The organism is Streptomyces sp. NPDC002868 (assembly GCF_055563295.1).
In genome coordinates, this window is record NZ_JBVHDR010000003.1 from 272544 (window position 1) to 294240 (window position 21697).

A 21697-nucleotide genomic window follows, 5' to 3' on the forward strand; every position below is an offset into this window, starting at 1 on the left:
CGGTGCTCTGATGAGCATTCATGACAAGTATGCGCGCAGCACCCAGGGGCCGGTCCATAACGCAGTGTGATCACGGGGACCTCGGTCGCTAAAGCTGCGGGGGCGTCATCGTGAAGCGCGCGTTCACCTGTGCGTAGACCGTCTGGCGCTGCGGCTCCAGATCGAGGGCCGGGGCCGTCTCGGCGCCCTCGGCTGAGCCGTACGCGGCCATACGCATGCCGCCGGGAGCGGGCGGCATGCCGTACGGGACGGTGTTCTCCGCACCCAGGTCGGCCAGCTCGACCAGGGCGGACAGCCGCGCCCCCAGTGCCTCGGCGTACTCACGGGCGCGCTGGACCGCCTCCCGCACCGCCTGGCGGCGGGCCTCGCCGTGGGCCGGGGAGTCGGGGCGCAGTGACCACCAAGGACCGTCGACCCGGGTCAGCTCCAGGTCCGAGAGCCGGGTGGTGAGCTCTCCGAGCGCGGTGAAGTCGGCGAGCTCGGCGGTGATGTGGACCCGGCCGTGATAGGCGCGGACCCGTTCGCCCCTGCCGTGGCGGCCCAGTTCGGGGCTGATGGAGAACGCGCCGGTCTCCAGCTTCTCCACCGACTCGCCGTACGACTTGATCAGGTCCAGGACCGCGGAGTTGCGGCGGGTGAGGTCTTCCAGCGCGCTGCGCCGGTCCGTGCCGCGTGCGCTGACCGCGACGCCGATCCTGGCGATCTCCGGGTCGAACTCCAGGCGCGCCTCGCCGCGCACGGCGACGCGCGGCGTCTCGGGGGTGCCGTACGGCGCGGCGGTGTGGGGTGCGTCGGTGGTCACGGGAAGCTCCCTCGTACGTCCTCAAACAGTCGTCATGGACACTCTCGCACCCGCCGACGACAACTGGCAGACACCAGATCGAAACCCGCGAGGGGTGTTGCCGCGCGATGCTTCTGAGCCAGAATCTACGCGCGTTGTGCAGCTGACCGATGGACATCGAGGGAGACGAAATGCCGCTGAACCGAAGGACGTTCCTGGAGCGTTCGGCCGCCGCCGGGGCGGGAGTGGCCGTCGCCGGCGCCGCCGCCGCGCCCGCCGCGGCGGCACAGGGCCAGAGCCACGGACGTCCGCCGAAGCGGTACTCCTTCACCGTCATGGGCACCACCGATCTGCACGGCAATGTCTTCAACTGGGACTACTTCACGGACAAGGAGTTCGACGACAAGGCACACAACGACGTGGGCCTGGCGAAGATCTCGACACTTGTCGATCAGGTGCGGAAGGAGAAGGGGCGGCGCAACACCCTTCTCATCGACGCGGGTGACACCATCCAGGGCACCCAGCTGTCGTACTACTACGCGAAGGTCGACCCGATCACGGCCAAGCGCGGCCCCGTGCACCCCATGGCGCAGGCCATGAACGCCATGGGCTACGACGCGGCGGCGCTCGGCAACCACGAGTTCAACTACGGCATCCCGGTGCTGCGGAAGTTCGAGGAGCAGTGCGACTTCCCGCTGCTCGGCGCGAACGCGCTGGACGCCAAGACGCTCCGTCCGGCCTTCCCGCCGTACAGCATCCACCGCCTGTGCACCCCGCACGGCCGTGACGTCAAGGTCGCGGTCCTCGGCCTGACCAATCCCGGCATCGCCATCTGGGACAAGGCCAATGTCCAGGGCAAGATGGTCTTCCCGGGTCTGGAGGAGCAGGCCGCGAAGTGGGTGCCGAAGCTGCGCTCCATGGGCGCGGACGTCGTGATCGTCTCCGCTCACTCGGGCTCCAGCGGCACTTCCTCGTACGGCGACCAGCTCCCGTACATCGAGAACGCCGCCGGTCTCGTCGCCGAGCAGGTGCCCAGCATCGACGCGATACTCGTCGGTCACGCGCATACCGAGATCGCCGAGTACTTCGTCGCCAACAAGGAGACCGGCGAGAAGGTGGTGCTCTCCGAGCCGCTCAAGTGGGGCCAGCGGCTCACCCTCTTCGACTTCGACCTGGTCTGGAACAAGGGCTGCTGGACGGTCGAGAAGGTCGGCGCGCAGGTCCTCAACTCCAACACGGCCGCCGAGGATCCGAAGATCATCCGGCTCCTTGACGACGAACACAAGAAGGTCGTCGCGTACGTCAACCAGGTCATCGGCACTTCCGCCGCCGCGATGGCCGCGACCGAGGGCCCGTACAAGGACGTCCCGATCATCGATCTGATCAACCATGTCCAGGCGGAGACGGTGAAGGCTGCCCTGGCCGGCGGCGAGTACGCGGCGCTGCCCGTCGTCTCCCAGGCCTCCTGTTTCTCCCGGACGGCGGCGATCCCGGCCGGCCAGGTGACGATCCGCGAAGCGGCCGGCCTGTACGTCTTCGAGAACACCCTGGAGGCGCGGCTGCTGACCGGCGCCCAGCTGAAGGACTATCTGGAGTTCTCCGCGAAGTACTTCGTCCAGACGGCCGCCGGTGCTCCCGTGGACCCGGCGAAGCTCACCAACGCCGACAGCATTCCGGACTACAACTACGACGCTCTGTACGGCCTGACGTACGAGATCGACATCGCGAAGCCGGCCGGTTCGCGGATCGTGAACCTGTCCTTCGCGGGCAAGCCGATCGATCCGGCCGCTCAGTTCGTGCTGGCGGTCAACAACTACCGGGCCAGCGGCGGCGGGAACTTCCCGCACGTCGCACAGGCCAAGCAGCTGTGGGCCAATTCGGACGAGATCCGCAACACGATCATCACGTGGGCGAAGGCCAAGGGCACGATCGATCCCGCGCAGTTCGCTTCGGTGGACTGGAAGCTGACGCGGGACGGCACGCCCGTCTTCTGATCAGGAGTGTTCCATCAGCGGGCGCAGGCCCTCCGGCGTGTGTGCCGGCAGGGCCCGTTCGCGGTCCAGGCCGAAGCTGGTGAAGGCGGTGCGACGCGGCAGCGGGTAGGGCTCCTTGCCGGTGAGGGAGTTGAGGATGCTCGCGCTGCGCCAGGCGGCCAGGCCAAGGTCGGGCGCGCCGACGCCGTGCGTGTGCCGCTCCGCGTTCTGTACGTACACCGAGCCGGTCACCGAGCTGTCCAGGATCAGCCGGAACCGGTCGTCGATGCGCGGGCGCCCGGCCGCGTCACGGATCATGTGCGGGTCGAGGCCGGCCAGCATCCGGTCGAGCGAACGCTCGCGGTAGCCGGTGGCGAGGACAACGGCGTCGGTGGTGAGGCGGGAGCGGGTGCCCTGCTGGGTGTGCTCGATGTGGAGTTCGACCTTGGTGGTGGCGACCCGGCCGGCGGTGCGGACCGAGACGCCGGGGGTGAGGACGGCGTCGGGCCAACCGCCGTTCAGGGTGCGGCGGTAGAGCTCGTCGTGGATGGCGGCGATGGTGTCGGCGTCGATGCCCTTGTGGAGCTGCCACTGGCGTGGGACGAGGGCGTCGCGGGTCTGCTCGGGCAGCGCGTGGAAGTAGCGGGTGTAGTCGGGGGTGAAGTGCTCCAGGCCGAGCTTGGAGTACTCCATCGGCGCGAAGGCTTCGGTACGGGCCAGCCAGTGGATCTTCTCGGCGCCCGCCGGCCGGGCCCGTAGCAGGTCGAGGAAGACCTCGGCGCCCGACTGTCCGGAGCCGATGATCGTGATGTGCTCGGCGGCCAGCAGCCGTTCGCGGTTGTCGAGGTAGTCGGCGGAGTGGATGACCGGGACGGTCGGGGCGTCGGCGAGCGGCCTGAGCGGCTCGGGCACGTACGGCTCGGTGCCGATCCCGAGCGCGATGTGCCGCGTGTACGCACGCCCCAGGGCCTCCGCCTCGCCCTCGGCGTCGAGTTGCGTGAAGTCGACCTCGAACAGGGAGCGTTCGGGGTTCCAGCGCACAGCGTCGACCTGATGGCCGAAGTGCAGGCCGGTGAGGCTGTCGCTGACCCAGCGGCAGTAGGCGTCGTACTCGGCGCGCTGGATGTGGAACCGCTCGGCGAAGTAGAAGGGGAAGAGCCGGTCCCGGGAGCGCAGATAGTTGAGGAAGGACCAGGGGCTGGCGGGGTCGGCGAGCGTCACCAGGTCGGCAAGGAACGGAACTTGGAGGGTTGCGCCCTCGATCAGCAGGCCGGGGTGCCAGTGGAAGGCGGGCCGCTGCTCGTAGAAGGCGGTGGCGAGACCGCCGTGGACGCCGTCGGCGAGCGCGGCGAGGGAGAGGTTGAACGGGCCGATGCCGATGCCCACGAGGTCGTGGGGCTGGGGGTCCCCCCACGCCCCCTGGGGGGAGGGTTGGGTTGCGGGCATGCCGGTCATCGTGGGGTGCTGCCTTTCACGAGTTCGATCAGGACTTCCTGGACCAGAGCTGCCAGGTCACCGGGGGTGGCGTGCGGGTTGAGCAGGGTGGCCTTGAGCCAGAGGCGGCCGTCGGCGCGGGCCCGGCCGAGGACGGCGCGGCCGTCGGCGAGGAGCGTGCGGCGGATGCCCGCGGTCTGCTCGTCGGTGGCCCCGGTGGGCCGGAACAGGACGGTGGAAAGTACGGGCCGCTCGCACAGGTCGAGGCGGGGGTGTTCCTCGACGAGGTCGGCGAGTTGCTGGGCGGCGGCGCAGGCGCGGTCGACGAGCGCGCCGAGGCCGGTGCGGCCGAGCGCCCGGAGGGTGACGGCGACTTTGAGGATGTCGGGGCGTCGTGTCGTACGCAGGGAGCGGCCCAGCAGGTCGGGCAGGCCGGCCTCGGTGTCGTCGTCGGCGTTGAGGTAGTCGGCGGTGATGGCGAGGGGGGCGGTCAGGGCCCGGTCGGGGATGGCGAGCAGGCCCGCCGCGATCGGCTGCCAGCCCAGTTTGTGCAGGTCGAGGGTTACGGATTGGGCGCGCTCCAGGCCGGCCAGCTTGCCGCGGTGCTCCGCGCTGAACAGCAGCGGTCCGCCGTAAGCGGCGTCGATGTGGAGCTCGGCGCCATGGCGCCCGCACAGGTCGGCGATCTCGGGGAGCGGGTCGATTCGCCCTGTGTCGGTGGTGCCCGCGGTGGCGGCGACGAGGAGCGGGCCGGGCAGATCCGCGAGGGCCTTGTCGAGTGCGGCGAGGTCGAGGACGCCGGAGGGGGTGGGGACGGTCACCGGCTCGGGCAGGCCGAGGAGCCAGGCGGCGCGGTGCACGGAGTGATGGGCGGCGGCGCCGCAGATCACCTGGACCGCGCCGTGGCGTTCGCGGGCCAGCAGCAGGCCGAGCTGGTTGGACTCGGTGCCGCCGGTGGTGACGAGGGCGTCGGGGTCGGCCTGGTGCGGGTAGACCTCGGCGGCGAGGGCGCGGCAGACCACGGCCTCCAGCTCTGACGCGGCCGGGGCCTGGTCCCAGGAGTCCATGGAGGGGTTGAGCGCGGAGGCGGCGAGATCGGCGGCGACGGCGAGCGCGAGTGGCGAGGTGTGCAGATGGGCCACGCACAGGGGGTCCGCGGGGTCGGCGGCGCCGTGCGAGAGGGTGCGGACGAGGCCGCGCAGGGCGTCTTCGGCACCGGTGCCGCGGTCGGGGAGCACGGGCTCGGCGGCCTCGCGGACCCGCGCGGCCACGGCGTCGGGGCCGCCGGCAGGGAACGGCCCGCCGCGCGCCACCGCGCCCTCGTGGAGCGCGTCGAGCACGACGGCGAGCAGCGGCCGCAGGGCGTCGGGGCCTGCGATTCCTCCGGCGAGGGGCGGGCCGGGCGGCGGCGTACTCATGCGGGGTCCTCCGGTGAGCGCGGGGTGTCACACCAGGGTGTACGGGGGACCCGGCCGGGTGCCCGCAGAGCTCAACGATCCGGACCCGAAAGTGGTACTGCGGTGGGGAAGGGGGGAGTTGGGGGGCGGGTTGTTGATATGGCGGGGCGGGTGAGCGGGGTGCGGGGGGCCGCTGCGCGGGGCCTGTTCCCCTACCCGCCCCTTCCCGTAACCGGGGCTCCGCCCCAGACCCCGCGCCTCAAACTCCCCCAGACTTCGTCCGGGCCCCCACGAGGCTTCAGTTTCCGCCGGAGGAGCTGAATTTCAGCCCCTCCGGCGATTGAGGAGCGGGGGTCCGGGGGCGGAGCCCCCGGGGGCGGCTAGCCTCCGCGGACCGTCAACGCGCGGCGCAGGTCGTCGAGTTGGTCGGCCAGCTTGCGGCGCAGCGCCGGGATCAGGTCCGCGTCGCGCAGGCACTCCTCGCCCAGTCGCAGCGCCTCCGCGTCCACCGCGTGGAGCGGGAAGGCGTAGCGGCCCGCCGCCTCCGCGATGGCAGGGCCGCGGCGGGTGGCCAGGGACACCGAGTCGGAGTAGTAGCGGGGCACGTACTCCCTTACCAGATCGGCCTGTTCGGGCTGCCAGAAGCCCTGGGCCGTTGCCGTGAACAGGTAGTTGGACAGCGAGTCGGTGGTGAACAGCCGCTGCCAGGCCGCCGCCTTCGCCTCCGGCGTGGGCAGGGCTGCGCGACAGCGGGCCGCGCCCTCCTGGCCGGTGGCGCTGGGGTCGCGGTGCAGTTCCGCGGCGATCGCCGCGTCGTCGATCGCGCCGAGGACTGCGAGGCGGTACAGGATGCGCCAGCGCAGTTCCGGGTCGAGCTCCGGGCCACCGGGCACGCTGCCGTCGCCGAGCCACTCCTGGAGCGTCTCCGGCTGGGCGGCGGCGTCGATGAAGTGGCGTACGGCGGTCAGGCGCAGGCCGGGGTCGTTGCCGTCCTCGGTGCGGCGCAGCAGGTCGCGGCAGATGCCCCTGATCGCGCCGAGGGCGGCGGGCCGCTCGTCGGCGGGGAGGTAGCGGTCGGCGATCTGACCGGCGGCGAAGGCGAGGACGCCCTGGACGACGGCGAGGTCCGACTCGCGCGGGAGATGGGCGCGGGCGGCCTCCAGATAGGCGGTGGGGGTCATGGTCAGGGGGCCGGAGTTCGCCCCGCGGGAGACGCTGCCGCCGTCGCGGACCATGTCGCGGGCGGCGTTCCACACGACGGCGCGGGTCAGCGGGTCCGGGATGCTGGAGAGGGAGCGTACGGCCGTGTCCCAGGAGGCGGCGTCCAGGCGGACCTTGGCGTAGCTGGCGTCGCCGTCGTTGAGGACGACGAGGGCCGGGCGGCGGCCCGGGTGGGTGCCGCCGTTCCCGTTCTGCGGGACGTCCAGTTCGAGCCTGTCTCGCAGCACGAGCCGGCCGGGGTCCACCGGGTCGGCGTCGTACGCGCCGACCGCGATGCGGTGCGGACGGCTGCCGTCGCGGGCGATCTGCAGCGCCCAGCTGCCGTTGGACTCGGTGATCGTCGGCGTGAGGGTGTCGACGCCCGTCGTACGCAGCCAGGACGCCGCCCAGCCGTGCACATCGCGGTCAGTGGCGTGCGCGAGGGAGTCGATGAAGTCGGCCAGTGTCGCGTTGGCGAACTTGTGCCGGGCGAAGTGGGTGTTGATCCCGGCGAGGAAGTCCTTCTCGCCCAGCCAGGTCACCAGCTGGCGCAGGGCGGACGCGCCCTTGGCGTACGAGATGCCGTCGAAGTTGAGCATCGCCGACGCGGTGTCGGGCACGGCGTCCGGGTCCGGTGCGACGGGGTGGGTGGAGGGCCGCTGGTCGGCGTCGTAGCCCCAGGACTTGCGGCCGATCGCGAAGTCCACCCAGGTGTCGGTGAAGCGGGTGGCCTCGGTGAGGGTCTGGTAGCCCATGTACTCGGCGAAGGACTCGTTCAGCCAGATGTCGTCCCACCACTTGAGCGTGACGAGGTCGCCGAACCACATGTGGGCCATCTCGTGGGCGATGACCATGGCGCGGGTCTGCCGCTCGGTGTCGGTGACCGCGGAGCGGTAGATGAACTCGTCGCGGAAAGTGACCAGGCCCGGGTTCTCCATCGCCCCGGCGTTGAACTCGGGCACGAATGCCTGGTCGTAGGAGTCGAAGGGATACGGCTCCTCGAACTTCTCGTGGTACCGGTCGTAGCACTGGCGCGTGATCTCGAGGATCTCGTCGGCGTCCGCGTCGAGGTGGGGCGCGAGCGAGCGGCGGCAGTGGATGCCGAAGGGCAGCCCGGCGTGCTCGGTTGTCACGGAGTGCCAGGGGCCCGCGGCGACGGCCACGAAGTAGGTGGCGAGCGGTGGGGTCTCCGCGCAGGTCCAGCGGCCGTCGCCGTCGGGGGTGGCGACGCCGTTGCCGAGGACGGTCCAGCCCTCGGGCGCTGCGACGGAAACGTCGAAGACGGCCTTGAGGTCGGGCTGGTCGAAGGCGGCGAAGACGCGCTGGACGTCCTCCATGAAGAGCTGGGTGTAGACGTACGTCTCGCCGTCGGTGGGGTCGGTGAAGCGGTGCATGCCTTCACCGGTGCGGGAGTAGCGCATGTCCGCCTCGACGCGCAGCTCGTGCTCCCCGGCGCTCAGGCCGGTGAGCGCGAGCCGGTTCTCGGCGAGTGACTCCGGGTCGATGGGCTGCCCGTCGAGAGTGACGGAGCGCAGCACGGCCGGCTTGAGCTCGACGAAGGTGTCCCCGGCCGCGCGCGCGGTGAACTGGATGACGGTTCGGGAGTCGAAGGTCTCTTCGCCACCGGTGAGATCGAGCTCGACCGTGTACCGGTGGACGTCGAGGAGCTGGGCTCGGGTCTGCGCTTCGTCGCGCGTCAGTACGGACATGGGGGCCATGCTGCCCGATGGCCCCTGTCCTGCACACGGGGTATCGATTGTGCTCTCGGCGCACAGACCTGCGGCGGGGGGCCTCAGGCGTCGGGTTATGCCTTCGAGTCGTTGTCCGGGGCGGTGTCCAGGGCGGTGTCCGGGGCCGTGTGCCGGTCGGCCGCCGGATCGGCCTTCGGGCCGGCCGCGATTGTCTCGTGGTGGCGGATGACCTCGGCGATGATGAAGTTCAGCAGCTTCTCCGCGAAGGCGGGGTCCAGCTTCGCGCTCTCCGCGAGCTGCCGCAGCCGCTCGATCTGGCGGGACTCACGGTCCGGGTCGGCGGGCGGCAGATGGTGCTGCGCCTTGAGGTGGCCGACCTGCTGTGTGCACTTGAAACGCTCGGCGAGCATATGGACGACTGCCGCGTCGATGTTGTCGATGCTCTCGCGCAGACGGTTCAGTTCGGCGCGCACGTTCTCGTCGATGTCCCTCGTGGTCATGGTCATCGAGCTTACGTCGATCAGGTTGCCCGCCGATCACGAGGTGATCGTCGGCGGGTGTTCGGGGTCCGGGATCCGGTTGCTCCAGCCGCCCGGGACGGCGCGGCCCTGCTGCTCGCGGAAGCGGATTGGGGCGGTGCCGACGCGGCGGGTGAACAGCCGGGAGAAGTACGCCGGGTCCTCGTAGCCGACGCGGCGGGCGACGGCGGCGACGGGGAGTTCGGTGGCCGCGAGCAGTTCCTTGGCCCGGCCCAGGCGGATGCCGAGAAGGTAGTCCTTGGGGCTGCAGCCGGCGCCGCGGCGGACCGCGGTGCGCAGTTCGGCGGGGGTCATGCCGTGCCGGGCCGCGTGTTCGGCGACGGAGAGCGGCTGGAAGGCGTCGCGGGCGAGGGCGGTCAGCACCGGGTCGCCGGCGGCATTGGTGTCGGCGCGGCCGCGGCGCAGGGCGACGAGGAGCTCATGGACGGCGGCGCCCGTCTCGACCTCCAGGAGCGGGTTGCCGAGGCGTGCGGCGCGGACGATGCGGCCGACGGCGGCGCGCGCGCCCGTGGCCTCGGAGAGCGGGACGACGGGCCGGTCGGGCTCGATGTAGCCGAGTTCGGTGTACGTGGCGGTGGCGGGCCCGGTGAAGTCGACGAAGCTCTCGTCCCAGCCGCCGGCCGGATCGGGGCCGTAGTGGTGCGGAACGCCGGGGGTGAGCCAGATCAGGGCGGGCGCGGTGACGGCGGCGCGCCGTCCGTCGGGTCCGCGGAACCAGCCGCCGCCGGCGCTGATCACGACGGCGACATGGTGGTCGAGGGTGCGGGGGCCGACGGTGGGCAGGACGCCGTGCTGGAGGCCGACGCCGAGACAGACGAGGCCGAGGCGGTGATGGACGGGGCCGGGAGTGAAATAGCGCATCCAGGTGTGGTACATCCGCCTTCGTCCTTTCCCTGGGCGCCGGAGGCTCCGCACTGCGTCCAATCAGCGCCGATCTTTGTCCATGGACCGGCCCGCCGCCAGGGGGCGATCGTGTCGGCAACGGGTACGAGCGCCCGGAGGTGGACCGAGCGCATAAGGGGTGTCGGTGGGTGAGTTCACTGTGGGCGATGAGGACTTCCTGGTGGACGGGCGGCCGGTGCGGCTGCTGTCCGGGGCGCTGCACTACTTCCGGGTGCACGAGGCGCAGTGGGGCCACCGGCTGGCGATGCTGCGGGCCATGGGCCTCAACTGCGTGGAGACCTACGTCCCCTGGAATCTGCACGAACCGGAGCCCGGCCGGTACGCCGACGCGGACGCCCTCGCCCGGTTCCTCGACGCCGCGCACGCCGCCGGGCTGTGGGCGATCGTGCGGCCCGGTCCGTACATCTGCGCCGAGTGGGAGAACGGCGGGCTGCCGCACTGGCTGACCGGTCGGCTCGGACGGCGCGTGCGCACGGACGACGCCGAGTATCTGGGGCATGTGGAACGCTGGTTCACCCGGCTGCTGCCGCAGGTCGTGGAGCGCCAGTCCGGCCCCGGCGGCGGTCCGGTGATCATGGTGCAGGTCGAGAACGAGTACGGCAGTTACGGCTCCGACCAGGGCTATCTGCGCCATCTCGTGGACCTGCTGCGCGGCTGCGGGGTGACAGTGCCGCTGTTCACCTCCGACGGGCCCGAGGACCATATGCTGACCGGCGGTTCGGTGCCGGGGGTGCTCGCGACCGTGAACTTCGGCTCGGGGGCGCGCGAGAGCTTCGAAACGCTGCGCCGCCATCGGCCCACCGGGCCGCTGATGTGCATGGAGTTCTGGTGCGGCTGGTTCGACCACTGGGGCACGGACCATGTCGGACGGAATCCGGCGGACGCGGCCGTGGCGCTGCAGGAGATCCTGGCGGCCGGGGCCTCGGTGAATGTGTACATGGCGCACGGCGGGACGAGCTTCGGAGGCTGGGCGGGGGCGAACCGCGCGGGCGACATGCACGACGGTGCGCTGGAGCCGACCGTCACGTCGTACGACTACGACGCGCCGATCGACGAGGCCGGCCGGCCCACGGAGAAGTTCTCGCTGTTCAGGGACGTGCTGGCGCTGTATCAGGAGAGTCCGCTGCCGGAGCTGCCGGAGCTGCCGCCCGCGCCGCCCGCTCTGGGCGCGCCGGTGCGGGCGGAGTTGGGCGAGTGGGCGCCGCTCGGCGACGTACTCGAGGCCCTCGGTGACGCGGAGGTGGACTCGCCCGTTCCGCCGACGTTCGAGGAGCTGGGCGTGGACCGCGGCGTGGTCCGCTACCGGGTGGACGTGCCGGGGCCCAGGGCCGCGTACCCGCTGACCGTGAGCGGGCTGCGGGATCTGGCGGTGCTGTACGTGGACGGGGTGCGGGGCGAGTTGGGCGACCTGGTGGCCGGGCCCGCCGCGGTCGAGCTGTGGGTGGAGTCGCTGGGGCGGGTCAACTACGGGCCGCTGACGGGCGAGTCCAAGGGCATCACCGGCGGCGTACTGCACGAGCGGCAGTATCTGCACGGCGTACGGGCCCGGGCGTTGCGGCTGGCCGCCTTCGACGAGGCGGGCGCGGTAGCGAAGGTGCCCTTCCGGTCCGCGGAGGCGGGTGGCGGTCCTGGGCTGTACCGGGGTACCGCGAAGACCCCTGCCCCCGGGGACGCCCGGCTCGAACTGCCCGGCTGGGGACGGGGGTTCGTCTGGGTGAACGGCTTCTGTCTGGGGCGGTACTGGAGTGCCGGGCCGCAGCGGTCCCTGTTCGTCCCGGGCCCTGTGCTGCGGGCGGGCGCGAACGAGGTGTGGGTGCTCGAGCTCGACGGCGCGACCGGGGACGTACGCCTGGCCTGAGCGCGCCGCCAGGGACGAGCGCGCCGCAGGGACAAACGCGCCCATGGCCAAAGGAGGGGCGGGTGTTGGACTGACGCGTCCAACACACCTACCCCTCCCCGCTCAGGTTCTAGAGGCCTGCCGCGGCGGACTTGATGGCGGCGGCGAAGGTGGACACCTCGGTGTAGACACCCGGGAGGTTGGGCCGTGCGCAGCCCTCGCCCCAGCTGACGATGCCGACCTGGATCCACGCGTTGTTGTTGTCCTTGCGGAACATCGGGCCGCCCGAGTCACCCTGGCAGGTGTCGACACCGCCCTGCGGGAGACCGGCGCAGATCTCCTCGCGGGAGACGAGCTCGGGGTAGGCCTGCTTACAGCTGGCGTCGGAGACGAAGGGCACCTTGGCCTTGAGGAGGTAGCGCTGCTGAGCGCCGCCCTCGCGGGCCGCGCCCCAGCCGGCGACGTCGAACGTGCCGTTGTCGAGCGCCTTCGTCTCGGCGATCTTCAGGGTGGGCAGGTTGATCGGCTTGGCGAGCTTGATCAGCGCCCAGTCCTTGCCCGTGCCGTTGTAGCCGGGGGCCTGGAGGACCTTGGTCGACTTGACCTTTATGGCGCTGGGGCTCTGCAGGTCGACGACGCCCGCGGTCGCGGTGATGCTGGTGTTGTTGCCGGAGCCGTTCACGCAGTGGGCGGCGGTCAGCACGATGTCCTTGGCGTACAGCGCGCCGCCACAGCCCATGGAGAGCCGGACCATGAACGGGAATTCGCCCTGGGCGGCGCGGGTTCCGCCGACGACGGGCGGCGCGGCGGCCGAGGCCGATGTGGGCTGGAGGCTGATCGCGGCGAGGACGACGGCGCCGGCCGCCGCGCATCTCTGGAGCACACGCATAAGCTTCAACGGACTGCCTTTCGTGGGGGGTTGAGCCTTTCGCTCGCGCCGGATCCACGCAGCATCGTCCGCGCTGACATGGGCCCGACAAAGCGTGATCCGGATTATGGAGAGTGGATCACCCGTGCCACAAGGAGCAGTTTTCGGCCACCGTCACGGCGGGGATTCGCCCACCGTCACCAGCGGGGATTCGTCGCCGCTTCGCCGTAGAGTTGAGTCGGGCCGACCGTCGTGCATGGGGGTACGGGGACGTGGTGGCGAAGGACAGTGAGGTCGTACGCGGCTATCCGCACCTCGACACCGTGCGGGCGGCCATCACCGCGCTGCACAGACGGCTCTCACCCGAAGGCGTGCTCTCCTACGCGCCCAGCGTCCTGCCCGCCGATGTGGCCTTCGCCGACCATGACGATCTGCACCTGGGCGCACAGCGCGTCGCCCACGCCCTGGTCCAGCATCTGCATCTGCCCGAGGCCCGGGTGATCGTGAGCTTCCGCGAGATGCACCACGCCGCGAGCGTCGAACTCACGGCGGGCCCCGAGTACTTCATCGAGCTGAACGACCGCTTCCGCACCCACCGCAGGGACATCGGCGCCGCCCTCGCCCACGAGATCATGCATGTGCTTCTGCACAGGCTCGACCTGTCCTTCCCCGGCACCCGCGCCAACGAGATCCTCACCGACACCGCGACCACCTATCTCGGCGCGGGCTGGCTGCTGCTCGACGCGTTCCGGGAGGACAGCCTCTCCAGCCAGAAACTGGGCTACCTCACGCCCGAGGAGTTCGGTTACGTCCTCGCCAAGCGGGCGATCGCCTTCGACGAGGACCCTTCGCCCTGGTTCACCAGCCCGCAGGGCTACACCGCGTACGCAAAGGGCCGTGCCCAGGCGCTGCGCGACGCCCAGCGGCCGCCGCTGACCACCGCGGGCTGGACGGGCCGCCACCGCTATGCCAAGGAACGGCGCTACGCCATGGAGAACCCGGACCGGGCCGCCGCCCACCACCCGGACGCCGGCTCCTCCTCGTACGCCTTCGAGCACGGCCCGGACGGGCTGCGCGTCTCCTTCCCCTGCCCCACCTGCCACCAGCGCATCCGGGTGCCCGTGCGCGGACGGGTGCGGGCCCGCTGCGGGCTGTGCCGGACGATTCTCGAATGCGACACCTGACCGATCTTCCGTACGCTCGAAGCATGACGAAAGAACCGGCGGCGGACGTCCGCGCGCTGTTCGAGGCGGTGCACAGCGGCGCGGACGACGCCGTCGTGGGACTGCTCCGGGCCGGGGTCCCCGCAGATGTGACCGATGAGGACGGGCAGACCCCGCTCTATCTGGCGGCGGTGAGCGACGAAGTCGGGATCGTCCGGGTGCTGCTGGCGGCGGGCGCCGATCCCGGGCACGCGAGCGGCCCCGAGGACGGGGACCTGCCGCTGTGCGGGGCCTCGGTCGGCGGGCACACCGAGGTGGTACGAGCGCTGCTCGCCGCGGGCGCACCGCCCGACCAGCAGGAGGCATACGGCTTCACGGCGCTGCGGTGGGCGGTGACGCAGGGCCACGCCGCGACCGCGTGGGCGCTGCTCGAGTACGGCGCCGACCCCGACCTGCCGGGCCCCGGCGGCGAGCAGCCGCTGGTGCTGGCCACCCGCCGCGGCTCCCCGTCGACCGTGCGGGCCCTGCTGCGGCACGGCGCCGCCGCGAAGGAGGCGGCACTCGCAGAGGCCCGGCAGTGGCTCGTACGGGATGTGGAGCGGGAACTGCGTGAGGGGCTGTTCCGTGCGTTCGCGAAGGACGAGGGGTACGAGGCGGTGGCGCACCGGATCGAGGAGGACGGCGGGGTGACCGTCGTCGTCGAGCTGCTGCGGGACGGCACGCTGTTCGCGGGCAATGAGCAGCAGACCGGCCACGCGGCGATCGTGACGCTGCTCGAAGGGGAGTTGGGGGTCCGGACGCCGTACGCGGAGCTCGCCGAGCGGGCCCTGCGCTGCGGGGACCCTGAGCAGGACGACTGGATCGAGTCGGTGCTGGCGCTGTGGGGCCGCGGCGACGAGGAGACCTTCCAGGCGGCGTCCGCGTGGTGCGCGAGCGACGACCCGATGAGGCAGGCGTTCGCGGCGGATGTGCTGGCGCAACTGGGCTTCGCGAGCCCTGGTTCCGGTTCAGGTTCGGGGTCGGGTTCGGGGTCGCGTTCACGTCCGGGCTCGAAGGCTCCGGGCGAGTCGGCCGGACAGGACACCCGGCGGCCGTTCGCCGCCCGTGCGCTGCCCCTGCTGCGCGAGCTGTCCCGCGAGGCGCGGGAGCCCGAGCTGATCCAGGCGGTCGTCCTCGGGCTCGGGCACCACGGGGACGCGGCCGCGCTGCCGGAGATTCTGCGGCATGCCGCCCACCCGGACGCGGAGGTGCGCAACCAGGTGGCGCTCTCGCTGTTCGGGCTTGTGCCGGGCGACCATGCGGAGGGCATCGAGGCGCTGATCGCGCTGAGCCGGGACGCGGACGCCCATGTCAGGGACTGGGCGACCACGGCGCTCGCGGGCGTGGACGCGGATACGGCCGAGATACGCGAGGCGCTGGCGGCGCGGCTCGGCGACCGTGCGGAGACCGCGGCGGAGGCGGCCCGGGGCCTGGCGATACGTCAGGATCCGCGTGCCGCACCGGCGTTGGCCCGGATTCTCGCGAACGAAGACCCGGACGGGTACGCCCGCGACACGGCAGCCGAAGCCGTACGCCACGTACACGACGAGAAGCTCAGGCGGCGGCTCGAGCAGACCGCGCCGCGCCACCGCTGACCCGACGGCAGCCTCGGCCACCCAGGCCCCTCCCGCCCCGGCATCCGGCGGGAGACTTCATGGCCGCGCCACTCGATGGCGAAGTCGCCGGCCGGTGACCTCCGCCCCGTCGATCACACAGGTCCTGGTCACGGGGCGGAGGATTCCGGCTCAGCAGCCGTGGTCGACGAGGTCGAACGAGGCGTAGTGATCGGCGGTGTAGTAGTCCTCCTGGGCCGTGTCACCCGTGACGATGCGGCGGGCGCCGCGGTTGGAGGAGCCAGGAGTCTTGACGGTGTACTCGTGGTAGTACCCGGTCGAGTGCGACGGCAGGATGCCCTCGCGGTTCTGGAAGACCGTGCCGTCCTGGGGGTACGGGTACGGCCCGCCCGACTCGATCAGATCGAGCGTGTCGTGCGCCTGGGAGGGGAGGTCGGAGTAGCAGATGTCACCGACTGCGGCCGCGGTTGTGGGGGTGGCCGTGGCCTGACCGCCGATGAGGAGAGTCGAGACGAGGGCGGCGATGCCACCGAGGGTGGCGATTCGTGGGGGGATTCGCATACGCACTATTGATGCGCGTAGAACTTGACGGGTCAATGTCAACTAAGTCGAATTTCCCGGAAGTTAACCGGGTCGCGGGCGGGCGGTGTACGACCTTCACCTGTTGTCCGCGCGGCTATCGCACCCCGTACACAGGCTGCGGCTGCTCCGCCTCGGTTAGCAGCTTCAGCGCCGCGACGCCCGCATCGGCGGGGGTCCAGCGCGTGCCCTTGTCGACGGTGGGGCCCGGCCGCCAGCCCTCCATGACGGTGATGCGGCCGCCCTCGGCCTCGAAGACGCGACCGGTCACGCCGGCGCTGTCGGCCGAGCCGAGCCAGACGACGAGCGGCGACACGTCCTCGGGCAGGGCGGCAAGTCCGGCGAAGGCCGCCTCGGTCATACGCGTACGGGCCGCGGGCGCGATGGCGTTGACCTGGACTCCGTACCGGCTCATCTCGGCCGATGCGACCAGTGTGAGGCCGATGATCCCGGCCTTGGCTGCGGCGTAGTTGCCCTGGCCGACGCTGCCCAACAGCCCTGCGCCCGAGGTGGTGTTGACGACCCGGGCCGCCACCGGCCGTCCCGCCTTGGCCTCGGCACGCCAGTGCGCGGCGGCATGCTTGAGGGGCAGGAAGTGGCCCTTCACATGCACCCTCATCACGGCGTCCCAGTCGTCCTCGTCGAGGTTGACGAGCATGCGGTCGCGCAGGAAGCCCGCGTTGTTGACCAGGGTGTCGAGCCGTCCGTACGTCTCCAGCGCGGCGGCGACGAGAGCCGAAGCGCCATCGGTCGTGGCGATGTCGCCGCCGTGCGCCACGGCTTCGCCGCCCGCCGCCCTGATCTCGTCGACGACCCGCTGAGCGGGTCCGCCCGATCCGCCGGTCCTGTCCAGGCTCCCGCCCAAGCCCCCGTCCAGGCCGACGTCCAGGTCGTTGACGACGACCTTCGCTCCCTCGGCGGCGAAGGCGAGCGCATGGGCCCGCCCGAGACCGCGTCCGGCGCCGGTGACGATGACGACACGTCCCTCGCACATGTTCCTGCCGGGGGTCCGGGGGGTGTCCCCCGTGATGGCACTGCCGGTCATCTCACTTCTCCTTGTTGACAGTTGCAGCATCGAGGAAGGCGGGGCGCTCCCCGCCCCCGTGCACGAGCAGCGAGGCTCCGCTCACATAGGCCGCACGCTGCGAGGCGAGGAAGACGGCCGCTTCGCCGATCTCCGAGGGCTCGGCGAGCCGCCCCAGCGGCACCGTGCGGCCGACCGCCGCGATGCCTTCCTCGTCGCCGTAGTGAAGATGGGACAGTTCGGTGCGGACCATGCCGAGGACGAGCGTGTTCACGCGGACTTCCGGCGCCCACTCCACGGCCATGGAGCGGGCCAGGCTCTCAAGACCGGCTTTGGCCGCCCCGTACGCCGCCGTGCCCGGCGAGGGGCGGCCGCCGCTGACGCTGCCGATCATCACGATGGACCCTCGGGACGCTCTGAGGTGCTCGTGGGCGGCGAGCGAGGCGGTCAGCGGCGCGGTGAGGTTGAGCTCGATCACGCGGGCATGGCGGGCGGCGGCGTCTGCGCATTCGCCTTCGGCGAGCAGCCGGTAGGACGTCCCGCCGGCGTTGTTGACGAGGGCGTCCAGCCGCCCGTGCCGCGCCACAACCCCGGCGAAGAACTCCCCCACCGCGGCCGGATCACGCAGATCAAGCGGTACGAACTCAGCTCCGGCGACTGGGACTTCGGGCGGCCTTCGCGCACAGACCACCACTTGGGCGCCAGCCCGCAGGAACGCCCGGGCGATGCCGGCGCCGACGCCTCGCGTGCCGCCGGTGACGACGGCGACCCTCCCGTCCAGCTCCATCGGCTGCTACCTTCCTCACCTAACAAATGTTTGGTGGAAAGGTAGCTGATCCGCTCATGGGTGTCTCCACCGCAAGCCCCGAGAAAGGCATCTGTGTCGTCACGGTCGACTTCCCACCCGTCAACGCCTTTCCCGCACAAGGCTGGTACGACCTCGCCGACGCGGTACGGACAGCAGGCCGCGACCCCGGGATCCGCTGCGTCGTACTCACCGCGGAGGGCCGCGGCTTCAACGCGGGAGTCGACATCAAGGAGCTGCAGCAGGATGTCGGCCACCGCGCCCTGGTGGAGGCGAACCGCGGCTGCTACGAGGCCTTCGCCGCCGTGTACGAGTGCGAAGTGCCCGTCGTCGCCGCCGTGAATGGCTTCTGCCTGGGCGGCGGCATCGGACTCGTCGGCAACGCGGACGCGATCGTCGCCTCCGACGACGCCACCTTCGGGCTGCCGGAGCTGGACCGCGGCGCACTCGGCGCGGCCACCCACCTCGCCCGGCTCGTCCCCCAGCATCTGATGCGCGCGCTGTACTACACCTCGCGCACCGCGACCGCACAGGACCTGCACGCCCACGGCTCGGTCTGGAAGGTCGTCCCCCGCGCTGAACTGGCCGATACAGCACGGGAGTTGGCGCGGGAGATCGCCCGGAAGGACGGGTACCTCATCCGGCTCGCCAAGGCCGCCATCAATGGCATCGACCCCGTCGACGTACGCCGCAGCTACCGCTTCGAGCAGGGCTTCACCTTCGAGGCCAACCTCAGCGGGGTCGCCGACCGCGTCCGCGACACCTTCGGCAAGGACCCCTTCGGCAAGGAGGACCAGCAGTCGTGACCGACAAGACGATGACACCCGAAGAGGTCGTGGGCCGCCTCCGCAGCGGAATGACCATCGGCATCGGCGGCTGGGGTTCGCGCCGTAAGCCCATGGCGCTGGTGCGGGCACTGCTCCGCTCCGAAATCACTGATCTCACCGTGGTCTCGTACGGCGGCCCCGACATCGGCCTCCTCGCCGCCGCCGGCCGGATCCGCAAGCTCGTCACGGCCTTCGTCACCCTCGACTCGATCCCGCTCGAACCGCACTACCGCGCAGCCCGCGAGCGCGGTGACTTCGCCCTCACCGAGATCGACGAGGCGATGTTCATGTGGGGGCTGCACGCCGCCGCCAACCGGCTGCCATTCCTCCCGGTACGGGCGGGCATCGGCTCCGACGTGATGCGGGTCAACCCCGGGCTGCGCACGGTGACTTCGCCGTACGAGGAGGAGGGAGCCCGCGAGGAGTTCGTCGCCGTACCGGCCCTGCGGATGGACGCGGCGCTGGTCCACCTGAATCGCGCGGACCGGCTCGGCAACGGCCAGTATCTGGGACCCGACCCGTACTTCGACGATCTGTTCTGCGAGGCCGCCGACGCCGCATACGTCTGCTGCGAGCAGCTGGTGGAGACCGCCGAGCTCACCAAGGACGCCGCCCCGCAGACCCTGCTGGTGAGCCGACACTCGGTCACCGGCGTGGTCGAGACCCCGAACGGCGCGCACTTCACCTCCTGCGCCCCCCACTACGACCGGGACGAGGTCTTCCAGAAGCTGTACGCGACCACCCCCTGGCCCGAGTTCGCCGAGCGCTTCCTGTCCGGCGTCGGCGAGCACCATTACCAGTTGGCCGTCCAGACCTGGCACGAGGAGCAGCGGTGACCGTCAGCCGATCCGAGTACTGCGTGATCGCGTGCGCCGAGGCGTGGCGCGACAACGGCGAGGTGCTGGCCAGCCCCATGGGCCTGATCCCGTCCATCGGGGCCCGGCTGGCCAAACGCACCTTCTCGCCCGATCTGCTGCTGACCGACGGCGAGGCGATGCTGGTCGGACTCGACGGGACGGTCGAGGGGTGGCTTCCGTACCGCCGGCATCTGGCCATGGTCACCGGTGGCAGGCGGCACGTGATGATGGGTGCCGGCCAGATCGACCGCTTCGGCAACCAGAACATCTCCTGCGTCGGCGACTGGGAGCGGCCGAAGCGCCAGCTGCTGGGGGTGCGCGGCGCTCCCGTCAACACCCTGAACAATCCGGTCAGTTACTGGGTGCCGAAGCACTCCGCGCGGGTCTTCGTCGGGCGCGTCGACATGGTGTGCGGTGTCGGCTACGACCGAGCGGCCGGGGCGCGCTATCACCGTATCCCTAGGGTGGTGTCCGACCTGGGCGTCTTCGACTTCGCGACCCCCGACCGCTCGATGCGCCTGGCGTCCCTGCATCCCGGCGTCACCGTCGAGCAGGTCCGGGAGGCGACCGGCTTCTGCCTGGTGATCGGCGACGACGTCCCCTGCACACGCGAACCGAGCGCCGATGAGCTGCGTCTGATCCGCGACGTCATCGACCCGAAGGGCCTGCGCGAGCGCGAGGTCAAGGGCTGATGGAGACCGCCCTCACCAAGCTGACCGGCGTCAGGCACCCGGTCGTGCAGACCGGCATGGGATGGGTGGCCGGCCCCCGGCTGGTCTCCGCCTCCGCCAACGCCGGCGCACTGGGCATCCTCGCCTCCGCCACGATGACCGCCGACCAGCTGCGGCAGGCTGTCCGCGAGGTCAAGTCCCGTACGGACGCGCCCTTCGGGGTCAATCTCCGCGCCGACGCCGGCGATGCCGGGGACAGGGTCCGGATCATCATCGACGAAGGCGTACGGGTCGCCTCCTTCGCCCTGGCGCCCTCCCGCGAGCTGATCGCCGAGCTGAAGGACGCGGGCGTGATCGTCATCCCCTCGGTCGGGGCCCGCAGGCACGCCGAGAAGGTGGCTGCCTGGGGCGCGGACGCGGTGATCGTCCAGGGCGGCGAGGGCGGCGGCCACACCGGCGATGTGGCAACGACCGTGCTGCTTCCGCAGGTTGTGGACGCGGTCGACATTCCTGTGATCGCGGCCGGGGGCTTCCATGACGGGCGGGGGCTGGTCGCGGCGCTCGCCTTCGGCGCGGCGGGCATCGCGATGGGGACCCGTTTTCTGCTCACGTCGGACTCGACCGTGCCGGACGCGGTCAAGGCCCGATATCTGGCGGCGAGCGTCAAGGACATCACGCTCACCACCGCCGTCGACGGGCTTCCGCACCGGATGCTCCGTACGGATCTCGTCGACTCCCTTGAACGGGCGGGCCGTACGAGAGCACTGGTGCAGGCCGTCCGCCGGGCTGCCGGCTTCAAAAGGATCTCGGGCCTGTCCTGGTCTCAGATGATCCGCGACGGTCTGGCCATGAAACACGGCAGGGAGCTGAGCTGGAGCCAGGTCCTGCTCGCCGCCAACACCCCCATGCTTCTCAAGGCATCCATGGTCGAGGGCCGCACCGACCTGGGCGTGATGGCCTCGGGGCAGGTCGCCGGGCTGATCGAGGACCTCCCCAGCTGTGCGGAGCTCGTCGCCCGGGTGATGTCCGAGGCCCGGCACGTGCTCGGCGCCCTGCCCGTCGCAGAGTGATCCTGGCTTCGAGGTCAGGCCTCGATCGTCGGCGTCGCGGCGAGGGAGGGCGGCGACGCCTGACGGGGCGAGGTTTGTTGCGCGGGCTCGGTGACGCCGGCCGGGCGCGGGGGGTCGCCGGGGGCGTGTGGCTCGGGCTGCGGCCGCTGCGGGTAACTGGGGGGCAAGCCCCCAGACCCCCGTACGCCCTTCGGGCGCTGTCCTCAATCGCCGGACGGGCTTGGATTTCCCGGACGAAGTCTGGGGGAGATTGAGGCCCGGGGCCCGGGGCGGAGCCCCGAACTCAGCGCCGTCGGCGTCCGAGGCTCGGAGTCCGGGGCAGAGCCCCGTGATTCAGCCTCGCCGGCGTTTGAGGCGCGGGGTCCGGGGCGGAGCCCCGGTCAGGGCCGAATGTTCAGCCCCGCCGGCGATTGAGGCGCGGGGTCCGGGGCGGAGCCCCAGGGGGACGTCCGCGGCCGCGACCCC

General features: G+C 71.4%; 18 protein-coding genes. 8 read left to right on the forward strand and 10 right to left on the reverse strand.

The genetic code is table 11. The features are described 5' to 3' along the window. Window positions 1–88: 88 nt before the first annotated feature. Window positions 89–802 carry an SIMPL domain-containing protein gene (locus ACZ3H8_RS11995; protein WP_467400485.1) on the reverse strand — a complete coding sequence of 238 codons (714 nt, stop codon included), beginning with the start codon at window positions 800–802 and terminating at the stop codon, window positions 89–91. Between the two features lie 170 nt (window positions 803–972). Between ACZ3H8_RS11995 and ACZ3H8_RS12000 the strand changes: the two genes are divergently transcribed. After that, the gene (locus tag ACZ3H8_RS12000; RefSeq protein ID WP_467400487.1) at window positions 973–2775 is read left to right on the forward strand and encodes a bifunctional metallophosphatase/5'-nucleotidase; all 1803 of its coding nucleotides are present in this window, start codon (window positions 973–975) and stop codon (window positions 2773–2775) included. On the opposite strand, the gene ACZ3H8_RS12005 is transcribed toward ACZ3H8_RS12000, so the two are convergent. The 5 genes from ACZ3H8_RS12005 to ACZ3H8_RS12025 all read right to left on the reverse strand — a co-directional run bounded on the left by ACZ3H8_RS12005 (window position 2776) and on the right by ACZ3H8_RS12025 (window position 9891). Continuing rightward, entirely contained in the window at window positions 2776–4209 is a 1434-nt protein-coding gene (locus tag ACZ3H8_RS12005; RefSeq protein ID WP_467400489.1) for a lysine N(6)-hydroxylase/L-ornithine N(5)-oxygenase family protein, read from the reverse strand. It abuts the gene before it with no gap. Then, a complete protein-coding gene (locus tag ACZ3H8_RS12010; RefSeq protein WP_467400492.1) occupies window positions 4206–5606 on the reverse strand; it encodes a pyridoxal phosphate-dependent decarboxylase family protein in 1401 nt (466 codons plus the stop codon). Before ACZ3H8_RS12010 ends, ACZ3H8_RS12005 begins: the two co-directional genes overlap by 4 nt. A 359-nt stretch (window positions 5607–5965) precedes the next feature. Further along, window positions 5966–8494, reverse strand: a complete 2529-nt coding sequence (gene pepN / locus ACZ3H8_RS12015) for an aminopeptidase N (protein ID WP_467400494.1) — start codon at window positions 8492–8494, stop codon at window positions 5966–5968. Between the two features lie 95 nt (window positions 8495–8589). Next, window positions 8590–8976 carry a chorismate mutase gene (locus ACZ3H8_RS12020; RefSeq protein WP_467400497.1) on the reverse strand — a complete coding sequence of 129 codons (387 nt, stop codon included), beginning with the start codon at window positions 8974–8976 and terminating at the stop codon, window positions 8590–8592. Window positions 8977–9012: 36 nt separating this feature from the next. Then, the gene (locus ACZ3H8_RS12025; RefSeq protein WP_467400499.1) at window positions 9013–9891 is read right to left on the reverse strand and encodes a helix-turn-helix domain-containing protein; all 879 of its coding nucleotides are present in this window, start codon (window positions 9889–9891) and stop codon (window positions 9013–9015) included. Window positions 9892–10042: 151 nt separating this feature from the next. Between ACZ3H8_RS12025 and ACZ3H8_RS12030 the strand changes: the two genes are divergently transcribed. Next, window positions 10043–11776: a glycoside hydrolase family 35 protein gene (locus ACZ3H8_RS12030; RefSeq protein ID WP_467400502.1), complete on the forward strand. Its 1734-nt coding sequence runs from the start codon at window positions 10043–10045 to the stop codon at window positions 11774–11776. Window positions 11777–11885: 109 nt separating this feature from the next. On the opposite strand, the gene ACZ3H8_RS12035 is transcribed toward ACZ3H8_RS12030, so the two are convergent. After that, a complete protein-coding gene (locus ACZ3H8_RS12035) occupies window positions 11886–12644 on the reverse strand; it encodes a S1 family peptidase (RefSeq protein ID WP_467400504.1) in 759 nt (252 codons plus the stop codon). Between the two features lie 254 nt (window positions 12645–12898). On the opposite strand from ACZ3H8_RS12035, the gene ACZ3H8_RS12040 reads away from it, so the two are divergent. Both ACZ3H8_RS12040 and ACZ3H8_RS12045 read left to right on the forward strand, forming a co-directional pair. Then, a complete protein-coding gene (locus ACZ3H8_RS12040; protein WP_467400507.1) occupies window positions 12899–13807 on the forward strand; it encodes a hypothetical protein in 909 nt (302 codons plus the stop codon). 23 nt (window positions 13808–13830) lie between these two features. Beyond that, on the forward strand, window positions 13831–15420 hold the full coding sequence (locus ACZ3H8_RS12045) for an ankyrin repeat domain-containing protein (protein WP_467400509.1): 1590 nt from the start codon (window positions 13831–13833) through the stop codon (window positions 15418–15420). A gap of 150 nt (window positions 15421–15570) precedes the next feature. On the opposite strand, the gene ACZ3H8_RS12050 is transcribed toward ACZ3H8_RS12045, so the two are convergent. The 3 genes from ACZ3H8_RS12050 to ACZ3H8_RS12060 all read right to left on the reverse strand — a co-directional run bounded on the left by ACZ3H8_RS12050 (window position 15571) and on the right by ACZ3H8_RS12060 (window position 17789). Then, complete coding sequence (locus ACZ3H8_RS12050) at window positions 15571–15960, reverse strand: ribonuclease (RefSeq protein ID WP_467400512.1); 390 nt, start codon at window positions 15958–15960, stop codon at window positions 15571–15573. A gap of 115 nt (window positions 15961–16075) precedes the next feature. Further along, window positions 16076–17023, reverse strand: coding sequence for an SDR family oxidoreductase (locus ACZ3H8_RS12055; protein ID WP_467400514.1), 948 nt, complete (start codon window positions 17021–17023; stop codon window positions 16076–16078). Window position 17024: 1 nt separating this feature from the next. Continuing rightward, window positions 17025–17789, reverse strand: coding sequence for an SDR family oxidoreductase (locus tag ACZ3H8_RS12060; RefSeq protein WP_467400516.1), 765 nt, complete (start codon window positions 17787–17789; stop codon window positions 17025–17027). A 56-nt stretch (window positions 17790–17845) separates the two neighbouring features. On the opposite strand from ACZ3H8_RS12060, the gene ACZ3H8_RS12065 reads away from it, so the two are divergent. From ACZ3H8_RS12065 to ACZ3H8_RS12080, 4 genes are read left to right on the forward strand one after another with little or no spacing between them, the layout of a single operon-like run. Continuing rightward, a complete protein-coding gene (locus ACZ3H8_RS12065) occupies window positions 17846–18613 on the forward strand; it encodes an enoyl-CoA hydratase family protein (protein ID WP_467400519.1) in 768 nt (255 codons plus the stop codon). After that, window positions 18610–19470, forward strand: coding sequence for a CoA transferase subunit A (locus tag ACZ3H8_RS12070; RefSeq protein WP_467400521.1), 861 nt, complete (start codon window positions 18610–18612; stop codon window positions 19468–19470). The genes ACZ3H8_RS12065 and ACZ3H8_RS12070 overlap by 4 nt, the downstream gene beginning before the upstream one ends. Then, window positions 19467–20183 carry a CoA-transferase subunit beta gene (locus tag ACZ3H8_RS12075; protein WP_467400523.1) on the forward strand — a complete coding sequence of 239 codons (717 nt, stop codon included), beginning with the start codon at window positions 19467–19469 and terminating at the stop codon, window positions 20181–20183. Before ACZ3H8_RS12070 ends, ACZ3H8_RS12075 begins: the two co-directional genes overlap by 4 nt. Next, complete coding sequence (locus ACZ3H8_RS12080) at window positions 20183–21232, forward strand: NAD(P)H-dependent flavin oxidoreductase (RefSeq protein ID WP_467400526.1); 1050 nt, start codon at window positions 20183–20185, stop codon at window positions 21230–21232. Before ACZ3H8_RS12075 ends, ACZ3H8_RS12080 begins: the two co-directional genes overlap by 1 nt. The last annotated feature ends 465 nt before the right edge of the window (window positions 21233–21697 follow it).

What these genes read in the sequence shown, in the direction of transcription:
- ACZ3H8_RS12005 (WP_467400489.1), bottom strand. Translation starts at nt 4,209, where the DNA reads ATGACCGGCATGCCCGCAACCCAACCCTCCCCCCAGGGGGCGTGGGGG.
- ACZ3H8_RS12025 (WP_467400499.1), bottom strand. Translation starts at nt 9,891, where the DNA reads ATGTACCACACCTGGATGCGCTATTTCACTCCCGGCCCCGTCCATCAC.
- ACZ3H8_RS12055 (WP_467400514.1), bottom strand. Translation starts at nt 17,023, where the DNA reads ATGACCGGCAGTGCCATCACGGGGGACACCCCCCGGACCCCCGGCAGG.
- pepN (WP_467400494.1), bottom strand. Translation starts at nt 8,494, where the DNA reads ATGTCCGTACTGACGCGCGACGAAGCGCAGACCCGAGCCCAGCTCCTC.
- ACZ3H8_RS12060 (WP_467400516.1), bottom strand. Translation starts at nt 17,789, where the DNA reads ATGGAGCTGGACGGGAGGGTCGCCGTCGTCACCGGCGGCACGCGAGGC.
- ACZ3H8_RS12020 (WP_467400497.1), bottom strand. Translation starts at nt 8,976, where the DNA reads ATGACCACGAGGGACATCGACGAGAACGTGCGCGCCGAACTGAACCGT.
- ACZ3H8_RS12050 (WP_467400512.1), bottom strand. Translation starts at nt 15,960, where the DNA reads ATGCGAATCCCCCCACGAATCGCCACCCTCGGTGGCATCGCCGCCCTC.
- ACZ3H8_RS12000 (WP_467400487.1), top strand. Translation starts at nt 973, where the DNA reads ATGCCGCTGAACCGAAGGACGTTCCTGGAGCGTTCGGCCGCCGCCGGG.
- ACZ3H8_RS12080 (WP_467400526.1), top strand. Translation starts at nt 20,183, where the DNA reads ATGGAGACCGCCCTCACCAAGCTGACCGGCGTCAGGCACCCGGTCGTG.
- ACZ3H8_RS12065 (WP_467400519.1), top strand. Translation starts at nt 17,846, where the DNA reads ATGGGTGTCTCCACCGCAAGCCCCGAGAAAGGCATCTGTGTCGTCACG.
- ACZ3H8_RS12045 (WP_467400509.1), top strand. Translation starts at nt 13,831, where the DNA reads ATGACGAAAGAACCGGCGGCGGACGTCCGCGCGCTGTTCGAGGCGGTG.
- ACZ3H8_RS12010 (WP_467400492.1), bottom strand. Translation starts at nt 5,606, where the DNA reads ATGAGTACGCCGCCGCCCGGCCCGCCCCTCGCCGGAGGAATCGCAGGC.
- ACZ3H8_RS12035 (WP_467400504.1), bottom strand. Translation starts at nt 12,644, where the DNA reads ATGCGTGTGCTCCAGAGATGCGCGGCGGCCGGCGCCGTCGTCCTCGCC.